Genomic DNA, 16,074 nt, shown 5'->3' on the forward strand with positions numbered 1-16,074 from the left:
TCGTGGGTGATGCCGCGGGGTTGGGCGCCTTCAGGCCGGTGGTTCGACGACGACCGCCAGCATGCGCGCGACCTGGGTGGCCAGCAGGTCGGGGTCGGCGTCGCGCAGCGCGGGCGTGCCGATGATCCGTCGCATCAGCCAGGTGCCGGCTATCAGGGCGATGCCGAGCTCGGCGCGTTCGTCGGCGTCGGGGCCGTCGAGGGCCGCGGTGAATCGGGCGCCGACGTGCCGTCGGATCGCCGATCGCATGATCTCGGCCGCCTTGGGGTTGGCCGCCGACTTGAGCATCAGCTCGAACGGGCCGAGGTGGTCGGCGTCCGCCGAAGTGCGGGCCACGAGCGTACGGGCTGTCTCGGTGGCGAGCCCGTCGGCCGTGCCCGGAACCATCGTGGGCCGGGCGAACGAGACGTCGACGACCTCGGTGAACAGGCCCTCCTTGCTGCCGAAGTAGCGGTTGACCAGCATCGCCGTCACTCCGGCGTCGGCTGCGATGTCCCGTACGCCCACGCCGTCGTAGCCGTGTTCGGTGAAGGCGGCGATCGCCGAGGTCAGGATCGCCTCGCGGGTGGCCGCGGCGTTGCGCCGCCGGGGCGTGGTGGACGTCATATCGGGTAAGTCTACAGGTGGCAACTTCGGCGTCGTAATCTACAGGTGTAGACAAAACCTAGGACTCAAGGAGAGCCCCCATGGATCTGCAACTCAAGGGCCACCGCGCCCTGATCACCGGCTCGACCTCCGGCCTGGGCGAGGCCACGGCCCGCCTGCTCGCCGCCGAGGGCGCCGAGGTCGTCATCCACGGCCGCAACGCGGACCGGGCGAGGGCGGTCGCCGACTCGATCGGCAACGCGTCCTTCGCGATCGGCGACCTCGGTACGGACGCCGGGGCTGACCAGACCGTCGAGCAGGCGCTGGCCGGCGGCCCGATCGACATCCTGGTCAACAACGCCGGCGCCTACGAGCACCTGCCCTGGGCCGAGGCGACGGCCGAGATCTGGCAGCACACCTACAACATCAACGTCGTGTCCGGTGTACGGATGATTCAGCGGCTCGTCCCGGCCATGCGTGAGCGTGACTACGGGAGGGTCGTCACCATCGGCGGCGGGTTGAGCATGCAGCCGTTCGACAACCACCCGCACTACAACGCGTCGCTGGCCGCCCGGCACAACCTGGCCGTCTCGCTGGCCCGTGATCTGGCCGGTACCAAGGTGACCTCGAACGTCGTGGCGCCCGGTGCGATCCTCGTCCCGGCGGTGCAGGACTTCCTGACCCGGCTGTCGCCCGAGCGCGGCTGGGGTGAGACCTGGGAGGAGATCGAGTACAACTCGGTTCGCGAGATCGTGCCGAACGACCGCGTCCGCTACGGCCGGCCCGACGAGATCGCCGGCGCCGTCGCGTACCTGTGCGGTCCCTACGCCGAATACATCAGCGGCGCCACCATTCGCGTCGACGGCGGGACCGTACGCGGGGCTTTCTGAAAAGGTGGCCGTTTCGACACCTATGCGCCGCGTGACGCCGGCTGATCTCCTCGGTTCGACTCGCAGGTGAACCGAAGGGACCCCCGATGCTGAATCGCAGAACATTGCTGACGATCGGCGGCGCCACCGTCCTGACCGGACTCATTCCCGCCGCGCCCGCCATCGCATTGCCGTCCGTCGACATGGAGATGGTTCTGCTGGCGGCCCAGGTGGACCCGCCCAAGACCGGAACCGGGATCACGACGGGCGCGGGGCCGCACGTGCTCGAGGTCGAGCGAGCCCTGAACGCCAAGGGCCTGCTCGCCTCGGCCTCCGTCGACGGGCATTTCGGAACAGCGACCATTTCCGCGTACGCCACCTGGCAGCGCTCGCTCGGCTACGCGGGCCTCGACGCGAACGGGCTGCCCGGCCCGACGTCACTGGCTCGCCTCGGCGAGGGCCGCTACACCGTTTCCCGAACCGTCCAAACCGGAACACGAACCAGCACGTACGGCGGTAAGCAGGTCAACGCTCGTACGAGGGACATGCTGGCGGCGGCCGACGCCCAGCTCGGCTGGGGCCTGACGCTCGACCAGGGTTCGTACACCACGGAGGACCCGACGTCGGCCGGCACCCACGACGGCGGTGGCGCGGTCGACGTCGCGGTCGGAAGTCTGACCACGACACAACGCTGGGAGACGGTCCGCGCCCTGCGTACGGTCGGTTTCGCGGCCTGGCTGCGGACACCGTCGCAGGGTTCGTGGCCCTACCACATCCACGCCGTCGCGGTGCTCGACTCGGATGCCTCGACGCCCGCCGCGAACCAGGTCCACGACTACTACATGGGCAGGAACGGCCTGGCCAACCACGCCGCCGACGACACCCCTTCCGCGTACCGGGTGGCCTTCACCTGGTGGGAGGAGTACGGCCGATAGGTCAGTCCTCCGGCGCCGGGGGCACCTCGATCTCGGGGGTGCCCACCGGGGGCAGGAACGCGTCGACCCAGCGGGCCAGCTCGCGGAAGACCTCGACGCGCACCTCTTTGCCGGACAGCGTGAGGTCGTGCATGCCGCCGTCGAAGCGCGCGATCGTCACCCGAGGCCCGAGCCGCGGCGCCCACCGCACGATGTGTTCCACGTCGAGCACGGAGTCGGAGATGCGCAGGTCGTCGTGCCAAGCACGGCCACGATACGTACGCGTCGAACAGGCGACCAGCACCGGGGCGTCGATTCCGAGACCGGCGCGCAACCGGCGCTGACCTCGGCGGACGGCGTCGAGCCAGCCACTGGTCACGGGGAAGCCCAGCACCGGCTTCCACGTCAGGTCGTAACTCCATTCACCACGGTGGTCGCTGTGCAGACTCTGCCCGTAAAGGCCTAACGACGAGGTCGGAATTTTCCGGTACGGCGTACGCCGGGTCGCCGCGATCGTGGCCGCCATCAACGGCTTCTTCACCAGCCAGGGCACGTTGAAGTCGAAGAACGGGCTGTTCAGGAACAGCCCGTCGACCATGCCCTGGCCCTGGCGCGAATGGGACCAGAGGGACGTGATCAGCCCGCCGGTGGAATGGCCGGCCACCAGCAACTGGTCGTGGCCGTCCTGCTCGCGGATGATGCGCGCCGCCTCGTCGAGCTCGGGGTAGTAGTCGGTGAGGCTGCGCGCGAAGTTCGGCGTCTGGTGGGGGAGCAGGCTGCGCCCGTATTTGCGCAGGTCGAGCGCGTAGAAATCCCAGCCGCGCTCGACGAAGAAATCGGCCAGATGGGTCTGGAAGAAATAGTCGACGAAGCCGTGGACGTAGAGCACGGCCCGCCTCGACGGCTGCTCGGCGCGGCGCCGCACCAGGGTGGCCACCACCGCGCCCTCGTCGTCGCTGTCCAGGTCGATCGTGTGCCGCTCGTAGGGCGGTCCCAGAACGTCGATCTCCACGAGCCCAGGCTACCCAGCGGCCGGCGTCCGCGCCCGCTATCACAAACCCCGGACCGCCGACTGTTTTCCACAGGTTCCCCCGTTGTCCACAGCCTGCGCCTCAAGATCCCCCGACGACGCCCGGAAAGCGCGACGCTGCCTGCCTCACCGCAACACAACAGGAGGTCACCGTGTTCGACACCAACCTCGTCGTCGTCGGCAACGTGCTCGCCCCGCCCGAGTGGCGGCGTTTCGAAGAGTCCGGCTCCGTCGTCGCCAACTTCCGGGTCGCCTCGACCTCGCGCCGCTTCGACCGCGAGAGCAACACCTGGGTCGACGGCAACAGCCTGCGGGTGCGGGTGACCGCGTGGCGGCGCCTCGCCGACAGCGTGATCTCGTCGGTCAAGGTCGGCGACCCCGTCATCGTCTACGGCCGGCTCTACACCCGCGACTGGAAGGACGACGACGGCAACCAGCGCCTCGCGTACGAGATGGAGGCGTTCTCGATCGGCCACAACCTCGCCAAGGGCACCGCACAGTTCGTGCGCAACCGAAGCAAGGGCCTGACCACGGTCGAAGACCTCGACGAGGGCACCGAGGCCCCGCAGCTCCCGATCGCCTTCGGCACCGACGAGTTCGCCGAGATTTCCGGCGCGATCGCGCCCGAGCCCTCCGCGGCAGAGGAGCTCGCGATCGCGCCCGAGCCCTCCGCCGGAGAGGAGCTCGCGATCGCGTCCGAGCCGCCCGCCGACGAGCAACTCGCGATCGAGGTCGAGCAGCTCGCCGCCGACCAGGCGGCACCCGCCCGGCGTGGCCGCCGTCCGCGAAAGGAGCCCGTCGCGGCCTGACCCGCTGGGTGGCTCGGCCGGCGCCCACCGGCCGAGCCCTCGGGTCAGCGCAGCCGCAGCAGCACCCGCCCGGGCGCCGTCGGGTTCTCGACGAGTTCGTGGGCCCGTCGGCGAAGACGGCCCGGTGACCGGTGATGGCGGGGATGCCGAGCCCGGCCGCCTGTTCCCACGGCACCTCGTGGGCCTTGCCACAGCAGGCAGACGCAGGTCACATGGGGTGTGTTCACCGGATGGGTGATTCGACCCCTGAATGGGGTGGTCCGATCGTGCCGACCTATCGGGCCGCCCGGCCGACCTGCCCGGTTGGTCCCGGGCCGGCACCGACCGGCAGACTGGGCCCGTGCTGTTGAAGGAGATCCGCGCGATCGCGGCCGAGACCCTCGTGCTCGCGCCGCACGACCAGGACACCGAGACCGCCAATACGAGCTGGTTCGGCGCACCACCGCACGAGCGCATGGGCCTGACGGCCGACGAGGTGGTCCACGTCTTCGAGGAGACCATCGCGCTGCTACGCGACCAGGTGGCCGGCCTGCCCCACACCGGCCCGGCCACGTTCTATGTCTGGCACGACCCGCAGGCCGGGCAACTGAGGTGCTCGACCGCCTCCAGCGGGCGCGACGAGCTGCCGTTCACCGACAAGTACCAGACGACCGACGACCTGCGGGCCATCGTCGACGAGTTCCTGCAGGACCGCGCGCCGGGCGCGATCGTCTGGGGCGAGCTCGACCCGGTGCCGTTCCCGGACGGCTCGGAACCCGAGGTCGTCGAGATGCCCGTCTGGGTGTGCGACCTCCGTTCATGATCAGAAGCATGACGAGCACCAGGGCGGACGCCGCGGGGCTGGCCGCGGGCTATCTGCTCGACGCCGTGTTCGGGGACCCCCGGCGGTTTCACCCGGTCGCCGGTTTCGGCACCGCCGCGGGCGCCCTCGAACGACGGATCTACGCCCCCACCCGCCGTCGCGGCGCCGCGTTCACCGCGATCGCGGTCGGCGTGCCCGCCCTGGCCGGGGTGGCCGCCACGGCCGCCACGAGAAGATACCCCCTGGCCAGGGCGGTCGTCGTGGCCGCAGCGACCTGGACGGTCCTCGGCGGACGCACCCTCCGCAAGGAGTCGCGCGTCATGGCGAGGCACCTGGAGAACCGCGAGATCGATGAAGCGCGGGGCCGGCTCAACCACCTCTGCGGCCGCGACCCGCGCAACCTCGACGAACCCGAACTGGCCCGGGCCACCGTGGAGTCCGTGGCCGAGAACACGTCCGACGCCGTGGTCGCACCGCTGCTCTGGGGTGGCCTGCTCGGACTGCCGGGCCTGCTCGCCTATCGGGCCGCCAACACTCTCGACGCGATGGTCGGCCACCGGTCGCCGCGCTACGAACGTTTCGGCACGGCCTCGGCCCGGCTCGACGACGCGCTCAACCTGCTCCCCGCGCGCCTGACCGGCCTGCTCACGATCGCCGTCGCGCCGATCGCGGGCGGCAACCCCAAGGAGACGTTGCGGGTCTGGCGCCGGGACCGGAACGACCATCCCTCGCCCAACGCCGGGCAGTGTGAGTCGGCCATGGCGGGCGCTCTGGGCGTACGCCTCGGTGGCCGCAACGTCTATTTCGGACGCAGCGAGACCAGGCCGTTCCTCGGCGACGGCCCCCGCCCCTCGGCCGTGCACCTGCGCCGGGCCGCGCGGGTCTCGGGCGCTGTCGGCCTGGCCACGGCCGTGGGCGTGGCCCTTCTGAGGGGATTGCGAAAGTGAGCGGCGGCCTCCTCGTCGCCGGCACCACGTCGGACGCCGGCAAGAGCATCCTGACCGCGGGCATCTGCCGCTGGCTGCACCGCCGGGGCGTCAAGGTCGCCCCGTTCAAGGCGCAGAACATGTCCAACAACTCGGTCGTGGTGGTCGGCCCCGACGGTCGCGGCGGCGAGATCGGGCGCGCCCAGGCCATGCAGGCGGCCGCCTGCGGCATCGCCCCCGACCTGCGCTTCAACCCCGTCCTGCTCAAGCCGGGCAGCGATCTGTCGAGCCAGGTCGTGCTGCTCGGCGAGGCGGTCGACACGGTCACCGCCGGCAACTACCGCTCGCTGCGCCCCCGTCTGGCCGAGACCGCGTACGCCGCCCTGGCCGAGCTTCGTGCCGAATACGACGCGGTCATCTGCGAGGGCGCCGGCAGCCCCGCCGAGATCAACCTGCGCTCGGGCGACTTCGTCAACATGGGGCTGGCCCGCGAGGCGAGGATCCCGGCGATCGTGGTCGGCGACATCGACCGCGGCGGTGTCTTCGCGGCCCTGTTCGGCACGGTCGCGCTGCTCAGCCCCGAAGACCAGGCCCTGGTGGCCGGTTTCGTGATCAACAAATTCCGGGGTGACCTGGGCCTGCTCAAGCCGGGCCTCGACATGATCACCGCGGCCACCGGGCGGCCGGTCCACGGCGTGCTGCCCTTCGACCTCGACATCTGGCTCGACGGGGAGGACTCCCTGGCGTACGGGAGGGTTCTCGGTCGTCCGGCGAGCCCACGCGGGACCGAATGGCTGCGGGTGGCTGTGGTCCGGCTGCCGAGGGTCTCGAACGCCACCGACGCCGAGGCGCTGGCCGCCGAGCCGGGCGTGCAGGTGCGCCTGACCGTCGAACCGGCCGAGATCGCCGACGCCGACCTGGTCGTGCTGCCCGGCTCGAAGTCGACCGTGAGCGACCTCGCCTGGCTGCGCGAGACCGGCCTGGCCGACGCGGTCCATGCCCACGCGGCGGCGGGCAAGCCCCTGCTCGGCATCTGCGGGGGCTTCCAGATGCTCGCCGAGACCATCCACGACGAGGTCGAGAGCGGGCGGGGAACCGTACCCGGGCTGGGTCTTCTGCCCGTGGAGATCACCTTCGAGAAGCGCAAGACGCTGGGCAAGCCGGCCGGTGCGGCGTTCGGCGCTCCCGTGGCCGGTTACGAGATCCACCACGGCATCGTCACGACTCCGGGCGACAACCCCTTCCTTCGGTACGCCGATGGGCGGCCGGAGGGCGCGATCCGGGACAACGTCTACGGCACCCACTGGCACGGCGCCTTCGAGTCCGACGAGTTCCGCCGCCGCTTCCTCACCACGGCCGCGCGCCAGGCCGGACGGCGGGGCTTCACCGTGGCCGCCGACACCCGCTTCGCCGGCGTACGGGAACGCGCGCTCGACGTCCTGGGCGACCTGGTCGAGGAGCATCTCGACACCGACGCTCTGTGGCGGCTGATCGAGAACGGTGCCCCGGCCGGGTTGCCGTTCATCCCGCCCGGGGCGCCGCCGAGTGTCTGAGCACCGTTTCAGCGACCTGGCGGCGTACGTCATGGGTCTGGCTCCTCGTCTCGGCGCGGTGCGGCTGATCGCCGTGGACGGGCCGAGTGGGGCGGGGAAGACCTGGTTCGCCGGTCAGCTCGCGGCCGCCCTCGGCGCACCCGTCGTCCACACCGATGACCTGCTCAAAGGCTGGGACGATCAGTTCACCTTCTGGACGCGGCTGGAGGAAAAAGTTCTCGCTCCGCTCAGGAAGGGAGAAACCGCTGCATACCACCCGTACGACTGGGGTGAAGCGGACTTTACGGCTCCGGCGGTCGCCGTGGACCCCGGGAAGGTTGTCCTCCTGGAAGGGGTCAGCGCCGCCCGGCGGGAGATTCGTCCCGAGTTGACCTATGCCGTCTTCGTCGACGCGCCCTCGATCATCCGTTGGGATCGGGCCATCAGCCGAGACGGGGACGACAGCCTTGCGTATCGGAAGTACCTTGAGCGCTGGCGGGCTGCCGAGGACCGGCACTTCGTCGTGGACGAGACGGCCATGCACGCCGACCTGCTCGTCGACGGCACAGCGACGGCCCCCGACGGCCGATATGTGAGCCTGGCGAGAACGGGGTGGGCACGATGACTACCGACGACGAGAACCGCCCGGCACGCCGCCGGGTCACTCTCACCGGCATCAGCTCGCGGGCCTGGGAGCACCCGGCCGACCGCGGCGCGCTGACCGCCCTGCGCGAGCTGCGCGGCTTCGACGACGTGGTCAAGACGTTCTTCGGCATGTGGAACGAGCGCGGCTTCCGCCTGCAGTTCCTGGCCGGCGCCATCCGGGTCGACCACCGGCAGTACCCGCGCGTCTATCAGCGTTTCACCGAGGCCGCCACCACCCTCGACGTGGTCGAGCTGCCCGAGCTCTACGTCTCTCAAGACCCGATCATCAACGGCTCGGCGATCGGCCTCGACAAGCCGTTCATCGTCGTCACGACCGGCGCCGTCGAGAAGCTCGACGACGACGAGCTGCGCGCGATGCTCGGCCACGAGATCGGCCACGTCCGCAGCGGCCACGCCGTCTACAAGACCATCATGATGATCCTGACCCGCTGGGCCGCCAACCTGAGCTGGCTGCCGGTCGGCGCGATCGCGCTGCGGGCCATCATCGCGGCGATGCTCGAGTGGTGGCGCAAGGCCGAGCTGTCGGCCGACCGCGCCGGCCTGCTGGCCGGGCAAGACCCGGCCGCTTCCCTGCGGCTGCTCATGAAGCTGGCCGGCGGCGGCGACCTGTCCCAGATCGACACGGCCGCGTTCCTCGAGCAGGCCGCGGAATACGAGTCCGGCGGCGACCTGCGCGACAGCGTCCACAAGATCGGCCTCACCGCCTGGAGCACCCACCCGGTCCCCGTCGCCCGCGCCGCCGAGCTGCGCAAGTGGATCGACTCGGGCGACTACGCGAGGATCCTCGAGGGCGACTACCCGCGCCGCGACTCCGACGGCGACGCCTCGGTGGCCGACGACGTCAAGGCCGCCGCCGCGTCGTACCGGGAAAGTTTCAGCACGTCGCAAGACCCGCTGGTCGGTCTGCTGCGCAAGCTCGGCGACGGGGCGGCCGACCTGGCCGGCTCGGCCGCCCGTGGCGCGCGCGGCTGGATGGGTGATGCCTCACGCCGAGGTCGCCGCGGTGACGAGGAGGCCTGACCCGACCTTAGGATCACTCTCATGAGTTTGAGTGAGACCGATCTGCGCGCCGCCGTCGCGCGGGAGATGCCCGGCGTCCGTGCCGACCTCGAGCGGCTGATCCGCATCCCCGGCGTGGCCTTCGAGGGCTTCGACCACTCCCACGTCGAGCGGTCGGCCGAGGCGGTGGCCGAGCTGCTGCGCGGCGCCGGCCTCGACACGCAGATCGTGCGGCGCGGCGGCCAGCCCGCCGTGATCGGTCGCAAGGCCGCCCCCGCGGGCGCCCCGACCGTGCTGCTCTACGCCCACCACGACGTCCAGCCGGCCGGCGACGTGGCGAACTGGACGAGCGACCCGTTCGAGCCGGTCGAGCGGGACGGCCGCCTCTACGGTCGTGGCGCCGCCGACGACAAGGCCGGTGTCATGGCCCACGTCGCCGCGCTGCGCGCCTTCGGCGACCAGCTCCCGGTCGGCGTCGTCGTCTTCGTCGAGGGCGAGGAGGAGTACGGCTCCGATTCTCTCGACGCCATCATCGGGGCCCACCTCGACGAGCTGCGCTCCGACGTGATCGTGATCGCCGACTCGGGCAACTGGGACATCGGGCAGCCCGCCCTGACCACCTCGCTGCGCGGCCTGGTGAACCTGTTCACCGAGGTCAAGGTGCTCAAGAACGCCGTGCACAGCGGCATGTTCGGCGGTCCGGTGCCCGACGCGCTGACCACCCTGGCCCACCTGCTGGCCACGCTGCACGACGCGAGCGGCGAGGTCGCCGTCGACGGTCTCGTCGGTCGCGAGGGCGCCAGCGTCGACTACCCGGCCGACCGTTTCCGTCACGAGGCGGGCATGCTCGACGGCGTCGAACTGGTCGGCAAGGGCTCGATCACCGACCGCATCTGGACCAAGCCGTCGATCTCCGTCCTCGGCATCGACGCCCCCGCCACGCTCGAGGCGGCCAACGCCCTGCAGCCCAGGGCCAAGGCCAAGATTTCCGTACGGCTGGCGCCCGGTGACGAGCCCAAGTCGGCGTACGCGGCCGTGAAGGCGCACCTGGAGAAGCACGTCCCGTGGGGGGCGCACGTCGAGGTGACCCTCGAGAGCGACGGTCAGCCTTGCGTGATCGACGCGACCGGCCCGGCGTACGACGCCGCTCGCGCCGCGTTCCGCTCGGCCTGGGACGGCACCGCCCCGGTCGACATGGGCGTCGGCGGCTCGATCCCGTTCATCGCGACCTTCCAGGAGCTCTTCCCGCAGGCCGCGATCCTGGTCACCGGCGTCGAAGACCCGTTCTCGGGTGCCCACGGCCCCGACGAGAGCCTGCACCTCGGCGAGTTCGAGCGCGTGTGCGTCGCCGAGGCCCTCCTCCTCAAGAACGTGGCGGAGACCTTGTCGACGAAGTAAGGGGCGGCCCATGGCCGAGCTGTCGTGTGACGTGCTGGTGGCGGGCGCCGGCCCTACCGGGCTGATGCTCGCCAACTGGCTGCTCAAACTCGGGGTCGACGTGATCGTCACGGACGGCAAGGAAGGCCCGACCCGCGAGTCGCGAGCCCTTGTCGTCCAGGCCCGCAGCCTCGAGATCTACGACCAGCTCGGCGTGGCCGACCAGGTGCTCGACGCCGCCCAGCGCGCCGACGCGCTGGCCCCCGGGTTCCTCGACCGGGCGTTCGGGCGCATCCCGCTCGGCCCGCTCGGGGGCAACCTCACGCCGTACCCGTTCATCGAAGTCCTCGAGCAGAGCCGCAACGAGGAGATCCTCTACGAGAACCTGCAGAAGCTCGGGTCCACGCTTCCTGGTGAAATAGTGCGGTGGGAGACGCCGCTGACGGCGGTCCGGCAGGTCGACGACGGGGTCGAGGCCAAGGCCGGCAACGACACGATCCGCGCCCGTTTCTGCGTCGGCTGCGACGGCGCGAACTCGGCCGTCCGCAAGGCGCGCCGCATCGGCTTCGAGGGCGTCACCAACCCCCACAGGTTCTACGTGATCGACGCGCTGGGCGTTGGGGGCCTGGTCGAGAACGCCATCAACGTACGACCCGGGAAGACCGACTTCCTGCTGGGTTTCCCGATGCGCGGCCGCAACGCGTGGCGCCTGCTCGGCCTGGTCCGCGACGAAGACGGCGACGGGCAGCTCACCGAGGAGGACGTCCGCCCCCGCATCCGGGAATTCGCGGTCACGTACGGGGAGTCGCGCTGGTTCGCGACCTACCGCGTGCACCACCGGGTGGCGGACACGTTCCGTGACGGCCCGTTCTTCCTGGCCGGGGACGCCGCCCACGTCCACTCGCCGGTCGGTGGGCAGGGCATGAACACCGGCATGCAGGACGCGCACAACCTGGCCTTCAAGCTCGCCGACGTGCTGCAGGGCCGCCGCAAGGACACGTGGCTCGACCGCTACGACGCCGAGCGCCGCCCGGTGGCCCGCACGCTGGTGCGCACGACCGACCGCATCTTCGGGGCGGTCACGTCGCAGCGGCCGGTCTCGCGGGCGCTGCGCCGGCTGGCCGTGCCGTTGGTCGCTCCGCTGGGGGTGCGTCTCCTGCCGCGGGCGGCTGGCGGGTCGCGCCTGTTCCAGTACGTCTCGCAGATCCGCGTGCACTACTGGATGACGCCCAACGCCGCCGCGGCCGCCCGGGGCCGGCGCGATCCGGTGGTCGGCCGGCGGCTGCCCTGGGCCGGCGGCAACTTCGAGGTGCTGCGGTCGCTGCACTGGCAGATCCACGCGTACGGGGGAGTCGACGCGGTCGACGTGCCCGACCTGGGAGTGGCCGTGCACGTCTTCCCGCCGGCGCCCGGCACGGGACTCGAACCCGGGCGGCTCTATCTGGTGCGGCCCGACGGATTCGTGGCGGCCGACGCGGAGGTTTCCGAGGCCGCCGGCCTCTTCCCGGCGATGATGCGCGGCTGATTCACGCTGCGCTCCGAGCGGCCCGTCACACAGAGCAAACCGATGCGGGCCGTGGTTTCGTCCTGTTAGGATATCGAACATGCGTTCGAACAATGCGCCCACGCCGGTGTCTCTGATGGTGCGGCCGATGCCCGTCGGCCCGCGTAACGCGATCGACCGCCTGCACTTCCGCGACCAGCTCGAGTCCATCGCCCGCCTGCGTGTCGCCGTCCGGGCGCTCGACGACGTCGACGTCACCGACTGGGACGACGTCGCCCTCCGAGATCATCTCGACGAGCTCTCCGCGACCCTGTGCGCCCTCGACGCCCAGCTGACCCGCGTCGCCGACGCCGTCCGTTCCCGCGGCTTCCGCATCGCTGAGCCCAGAGCCGCGTGAGCGACCGGGGCGAGGCCGCGTCGGCGACCCCGCCCCGGTGTGATCACTTCAGGCCGAAGGCGCGGGTGATGCGCTGTTCGACGGTGTTGCCCCGGCTGTCCGAGGCGGTGGTGCGCAACGTGGCGAAATTCGCCCGGTGCGGGGCGTCGAGCCGGGTGCGCCAGGTGGCCCCGTCCCGATCCAGGTCGGCGCGGTGCCAGGTCTGGCCGTCGTCATACGAGACGTCAACCGTGACCTTCTTGATGGTTCCGGCATCCACGACCCCCGGCAAGGTCGACGGGGTCACCGCCAGCTCGGCGTGCCGGCCGGCCTTCCCGGCGCGGTCGGTCCCGACCGCGTAGTCGAGCTGGATCAGGGCCGGCCTCTCGTCCTGGCCCGACTTGACCGGTCCCGAGGTGAAGCCCCACTCCGTCCGCGTACTGGTCGAATATGGTCCGGCCACCGCACTGCGGCTGTTCTCCGACACCAGCCGGTACGGCAGGCGTGCGGGAGCGAGGCCCAGATAGAGCCCGGCGTTGTCGTAGTCAGCCTCGGCGATCAGCGTTGCACCCTGGTAAAGGCGCAGCGACTGCACGGCGGTGCCCCAGGACATAGCTCCCATGTGCGACGTGCCCGAGTCGCCCCAGCCGGGAACGCTCGCCTGGAACAAGTCGCCGCTGTGACGCACCACCGTGTCCGACACGGTCGTCAGGCGCGGCCGCTGCACCGGGCTGAGCCACGTCTCCGAGGCCTTGGCTCCGGCGCGATAGGTCGTCCACTCCGATCCCTGACTGATCACGTTCGGGATCTGGACCTGGCTGGTCCACGGAGTCCCCGCGGTGACCCATTCGGTGCGGTCGCCCTGGGCCGGTGCCGGTGCGTTGTCGAGATACATCGTGGTACCGGCGGCCGAGCGACCGGCGCGTGCCTGCAGGACGTTCTCCGAGCGCCAGTTGCGGTACGAGGCCGTGACGCGAGCCAGGTTGGACTTGTCCGCCCGATAGGTGAGGTCGGCCGGCAAGCCACCCTGATAATCACGCTGCAGGTCGTAGACGTACTGGGTCCTCGGATTCGACGTCACGTCGAGCTTGACCCGCCGTTCGCGCTGGATGCGGCTGATCAGTTGCTCGCCCTCGTCGTGGGAGAGAGTGGCCACGGTGATCAGCGGTGGATCGACGGGCTCCCCCCGGTCCGGGACAGGCCACGGCGCGAGGCGGCCGATGCCGTCATTGACGACCAGCAGCATGCGGGCACCCGCCGCGGCCGCGGCGGTGGCCTGCTCCACGATCGACTTCGCGTCGTCCCGACGCACCACGACGGCTTTGCCGCGGACGTCGCGATCCCCGGCGAGGACGGCGTCGACGTGCGAGGACCCGACCGGCAGGGGCTGTGCGGGTAGTTGTGTCCGCAGGTCGTCGTACCCGCCGATCTCCAGCGCGGGCTGGGCGAGACGCCAGACGGCGGCGAACTCGAAACCGTCGGTCCGGGTGGATCCGGTCGGCAGGGCCCAGACGCTGTCGTAGCTCGCGTCCGGCGAGGTCCCGATGAACCAGTTGCTCCCGCCGTCGACCTGACTCAGCTGGCTGAGCATGTAGGACGTATCGGTCACCTCGGTGCGCTCGGGGGCCGTGGCCTGGACGCGCCGGGCCTTGGAGGCGTCGAACACCACGGCACGGTCCCGGTCGAGCTTGATCCCGTTCGCCGCCATCAGGGCGACACCCTTCGAGGAGGCGCCGTGCACCCCTTCGACGTCGGCGTTGAACCACGCGGCGTAGGTGTCGACCGGCAGCCGTAGGGTCGTGGAGCCGGTGGAATCGACGTCGACGTACTGGTAGGAGCCGTTCGCCCCCATCACCGTCAGGGCACCCGCCAAGGGCTTTCCGCTGCGGTCCTTGGTCGTCACCACGAGTGGGTGCCGCTCACTCTCCTGACCGACAGAGAGCGTCGTACGCATGGTCACCGAGCCGGCGGTCGCGGTCAGGAAGCCGGAGAACGCCTGGTCGAACGGCATCCCGTCGAAGGAGACGGTCATCGTCGCCTCGGCGCTGCCGTGCGCCGGAACGGTGATCCGCGGCTGCGACAGCGTCAGCAGCCCGGCCGGGAGCCCGTCGATGGAGGCGGCCAGGTCGAGCGTCACCGGGGCGGCGCCGAGGTTGGTGAAGCGAACCGGCCGGGTGACCGGGGCGTTCAGTGCCGGGGACGACCATTCCGCATAGCCGAAGTTGACGCTGCCGGTGCCGAACAGGGTCGCCTTGTCGGCCGCGACGACGTCGAGCCGGCCGGTGCCCCCCTCGTACGCCGTCATGCCGGTCAGCGGCTTGGTGGTGCTCATCAGCAGCTCCTTGAGCTGCTCACCGTCAAGTTCGGGGTGTTTCGCGGCGAGCAGCGCGACCGCGCCGGTCACGTGCGGGGTGGCCATCGAGGTGCCGCTTATCGTCAGATAGGAACCCTCGCCGTCCTTGGCGTACTGGGAACGGGCGGCCAGGATCTCGGCGCCGGGGGCGGTGAGGTCGGGCTTGACCGCCCGGTCGCCCAGGCGTGGCCCTCTGCTCGAGAAGCCCGCGAGCGTGTCCGCGTTGGTGACCGCGCCGACGCTCAGGGCGGCGTCCGCGGCGCCGGGCGTGCCGATCCCGTACTCACGTCCCTGGTTGCCGACCGCGATGACGAAGAGCGCTCCGGTCTCGGCGCTGAGCTGGTTCACCGCGAGACTCATGGGGTCGGTGCCGTCGGTCGGCTGGTCGCCCAGGCTGAGATTGATGACCTTGGCGTGCTGGTCGCGCGCCGCCCACTCCATCCCCTCGATGATCCCGGAGTTCTCGCCGAAGTTGTTGTCGCCGAGCACCTTGCCGATGTGCAGCCGGGCACCCGGCGCGACGCCCTTCTCGACGCCGCCGGACGCGGCCCCGGTGCCCGCGATGGTCGAGGCGACGTGTGTGCCGTGGCCCAGACGGTCGAGGATCGTCTCACCCGGGACGAAGCTCTTGGTGGCGACGACCCGGCCGGCCAGGTCGGGGTGGTCGGGGTCGATGCCGCTGTCGAGCACCGCGACGTCGACTCCGGCGCCGGTGTTGCCGGCCGCCCACAGTTGCGGCGCGCCGATCTGGGCGGTGCTCTCGGCCAGAGTGCCCCTCGACTTACCGTCCAGCCAGATCTTGGCGATGCCGCCGCCCAGGGTGGGCGGGCTGCCGGCGGCGCGCTTCTGGCTGGTCGAGGTGATCGACGTCCAGAAGTCGTCCGACCGCTCGGCCCGGAGCGCGGCGCCCTGGATGCTGTCGAGGTCGAGCACCTTCTCGGCGCTGTCCAGCGACGCGGAGGCCTTGGCCCGGGCCGACGGGTTGGCGTACCGGACGATCAGCGGGAGCCGGTCACTGTGCGCGTCGTCGTAGCCGTCCTCGACGAGCTCGGTGAGGTTGAACAGTTGCTTGTCGAGCAGACCGGCTGAGACGTACGGCAGTGCCGCGTTCGGATAGACGAAGGTGTCCGTGCCCCTGCGCTGCGCGAGGAAGCCGGTGGGCCGGCCTTGCTCATCACGCACCTGGGGGCTGGTAGCTCCGTCGGCGGTCATGGTGACGGTCACTTTCTCACCGGTGAGGAGAGTGACGGTTGCCGTCGGGCCGGCACCGGGTGAGGCGACGGTCGAGGCGGCGGCCGGAGCCGCCGGGGCTAGAGCGAGCGGGACCACGCA

The 16,074-nt window shown here is 70.9% G+C and carries 14 protein-coding genes; 11 read left to right on the forward strand and 3 right to left on the reverse strand.

Going from position 1 to position 16,074, the window contains the following annotated elements; translation table 11 throughout:
* Positions 1-30: 30 nt before the first annotated feature.
* Positions 31-606, reverse strand: a complete 576-nt coding sequence (locus EER30_RS32840; protein ID WP_127504550.1) for a TetR/AcrR family transcriptional regulator — start codon at positions 604-606, stop codon at positions 31-33.
* 80 nt (positions 607-686) lie between these two features.
* Between EER30_RS32840 and EER30_RS32845 the strand changes: the two genes are divergently transcribed.
* Both EER30_RS32845 and EER30_RS32850 read left to right on the forward strand, forming a co-directional pair.
* Positions 687-1,475 carry an SDR family NAD(P)-dependent oxidoreductase gene (locus tag EER30_RS32845; protein WP_127504551.1) on the forward strand — a complete coding sequence of 263 codons (789 nt, stop codon included), beginning with the start codon at positions 687-689 and terminating at the stop codon, positions 1,473-1,475.
* Positions 1,476-1,561: 86 nt separating this feature from the next.
* Positions 1,562-2,389, forward strand: coding sequence for a peptidoglycan-binding protein (locus tag EER30_RS32850; RefSeq protein ID WP_240670445.1), 828 nt, complete (start codon positions 1,562-1,564; stop codon positions 2,387-2,389).
* Position 2,390: 1 nt separating this feature from the next.
* Here EER30_RS32850 and EER30_RS32855 read toward each other — a convergent pair whose 3' ends face one another.
* Positions 2,391-3,380, reverse strand: coding sequence for an alpha/beta hydrolase (locus EER30_RS32855; protein WP_127504552.1), 990 nt, complete (start codon positions 3,378-3,380; stop codon positions 2,391-2,393).
* Positions 3,381-3,550: 170 nt separating this feature from the next.
* Here EER30_RS32855 and ssb point away from each other — a divergent pair, with 170 nt between their 5' ends.
* From ssb to EER30_RS32900, 9 genes are all read left to right on the forward strand, one after another.
* Complete coding sequence (ssb, locus tag EER30_RS32860; RefSeq protein WP_127504553.1) at positions 3,551-4,207, forward strand: single-stranded DNA-binding protein; 657 nt, start codon at positions 3,551-3,553, stop codon at positions 4,205-4,207.
* A 340-nt stretch (positions 4,208-4,547) separates the two neighbouring features.
* Complete coding sequence (locus tag EER30_RS32865; RefSeq protein ID WP_240670446.1) at positions 4,548-5,009, forward strand: hypothetical protein; 462 nt, start codon at positions 4,548-4,550, stop codon at positions 5,007-5,009.
* Between the two features lie 8 nt (positions 5,010-5,017).
* On the forward strand, positions 5,018-5,956 hold the full coding sequence (locus EER30_RS32870; RefSeq protein ID WP_349290897.1) for a cobalamin biosynthesis protein: 939 nt from the start codon (positions 5,018-5,020) through the stop codon (positions 5,954-5,956).
* A complete protein-coding gene (locus EER30_RS32875; protein ID WP_127504555.1) occupies positions 5,953-7,488 on the forward strand; it encodes a cobyric acid synthase in 1,536 nt (511 codons plus the stop codon). Before EER30_RS32870 ends, EER30_RS32875 begins: the two co-directional genes overlap by 4 nt.
* On the forward strand, positions 7,481-8,092 hold the full coding sequence (locus EER30_RS32880; protein ID WP_240670447.1) for a uridine kinase family protein: 612 nt from the start codon (positions 7,481-7,483) through the stop codon (positions 8,090-8,092). The genes EER30_RS32875 and EER30_RS32880 overlap by 8 nt, the downstream gene beginning before the upstream one ends.
* Positions 8,089-9,153 carry a M48 family metallopeptidase gene (locus EER30_RS32885; RefSeq protein WP_127504556.1) on the forward strand — a complete coding sequence of 355 codons (1,065 nt, stop codon included), beginning with the start codon at positions 8,089-8,091 and terminating at the stop codon, positions 9,151-9,153. The genes EER30_RS32880 and EER30_RS32885 overlap by 4 nt, the downstream gene beginning before the upstream one ends.
* 27 nt (positions 9,154-9,180) lie before the next feature.
* Positions 9,181-10,530, forward strand: a complete 1,350-nt coding sequence (locus EER30_RS32890; protein ID WP_205650523.1) for a dipeptidase — start codon at positions 9,181-9,183, stop codon at positions 10,528-10,530.
* 10 nt (positions 10,531-10,540) lie between these two features.
* On the forward strand, positions 10,541-12,034 hold the full coding sequence (locus EER30_RS32895; protein WP_127504558.1) for an FAD-dependent monooxygenase: 1,494 nt from the start codon (positions 10,541-10,543) through the stop codon (positions 12,032-12,034).
* A 79-nt stretch (positions 12,035-12,113) separates the two neighbouring features.
* Entirely contained in the window at positions 12,114-12,410 is a 297-nt protein-coding gene (locus EER30_RS32900) for a hypothetical protein (RefSeq protein WP_432417581.1), read from the forward strand.
* A gap of 43 nt (positions 12,411-12,453) precedes the next feature.
* Here the strand turns inward: EER30_RS32900 and EER30_RS32905 are convergent, their stop codons facing one another.
* Positions 12,454-16,071: a S8 family peptidase gene (locus EER30_RS32905; RefSeq protein WP_240670448.1), complete on the reverse strand. Its 3,618-nt coding sequence runs from the start codon at positions 16,069-16,071 to the stop codon at positions 12,454-12,456.
* Positions 16,072-16,074 lie beyond the last annotated feature (3 nt).

The organism is Actinoplanes solisilvae, assembly GCF_003999975.1.
Taxonomy (GTDB): domain Bacteria; phylum Actinomycetota; class Actinomycetes; order Mycobacteriales; family Micromonosporaceae; genus Actinoplanes; species Actinoplanes solisilvae.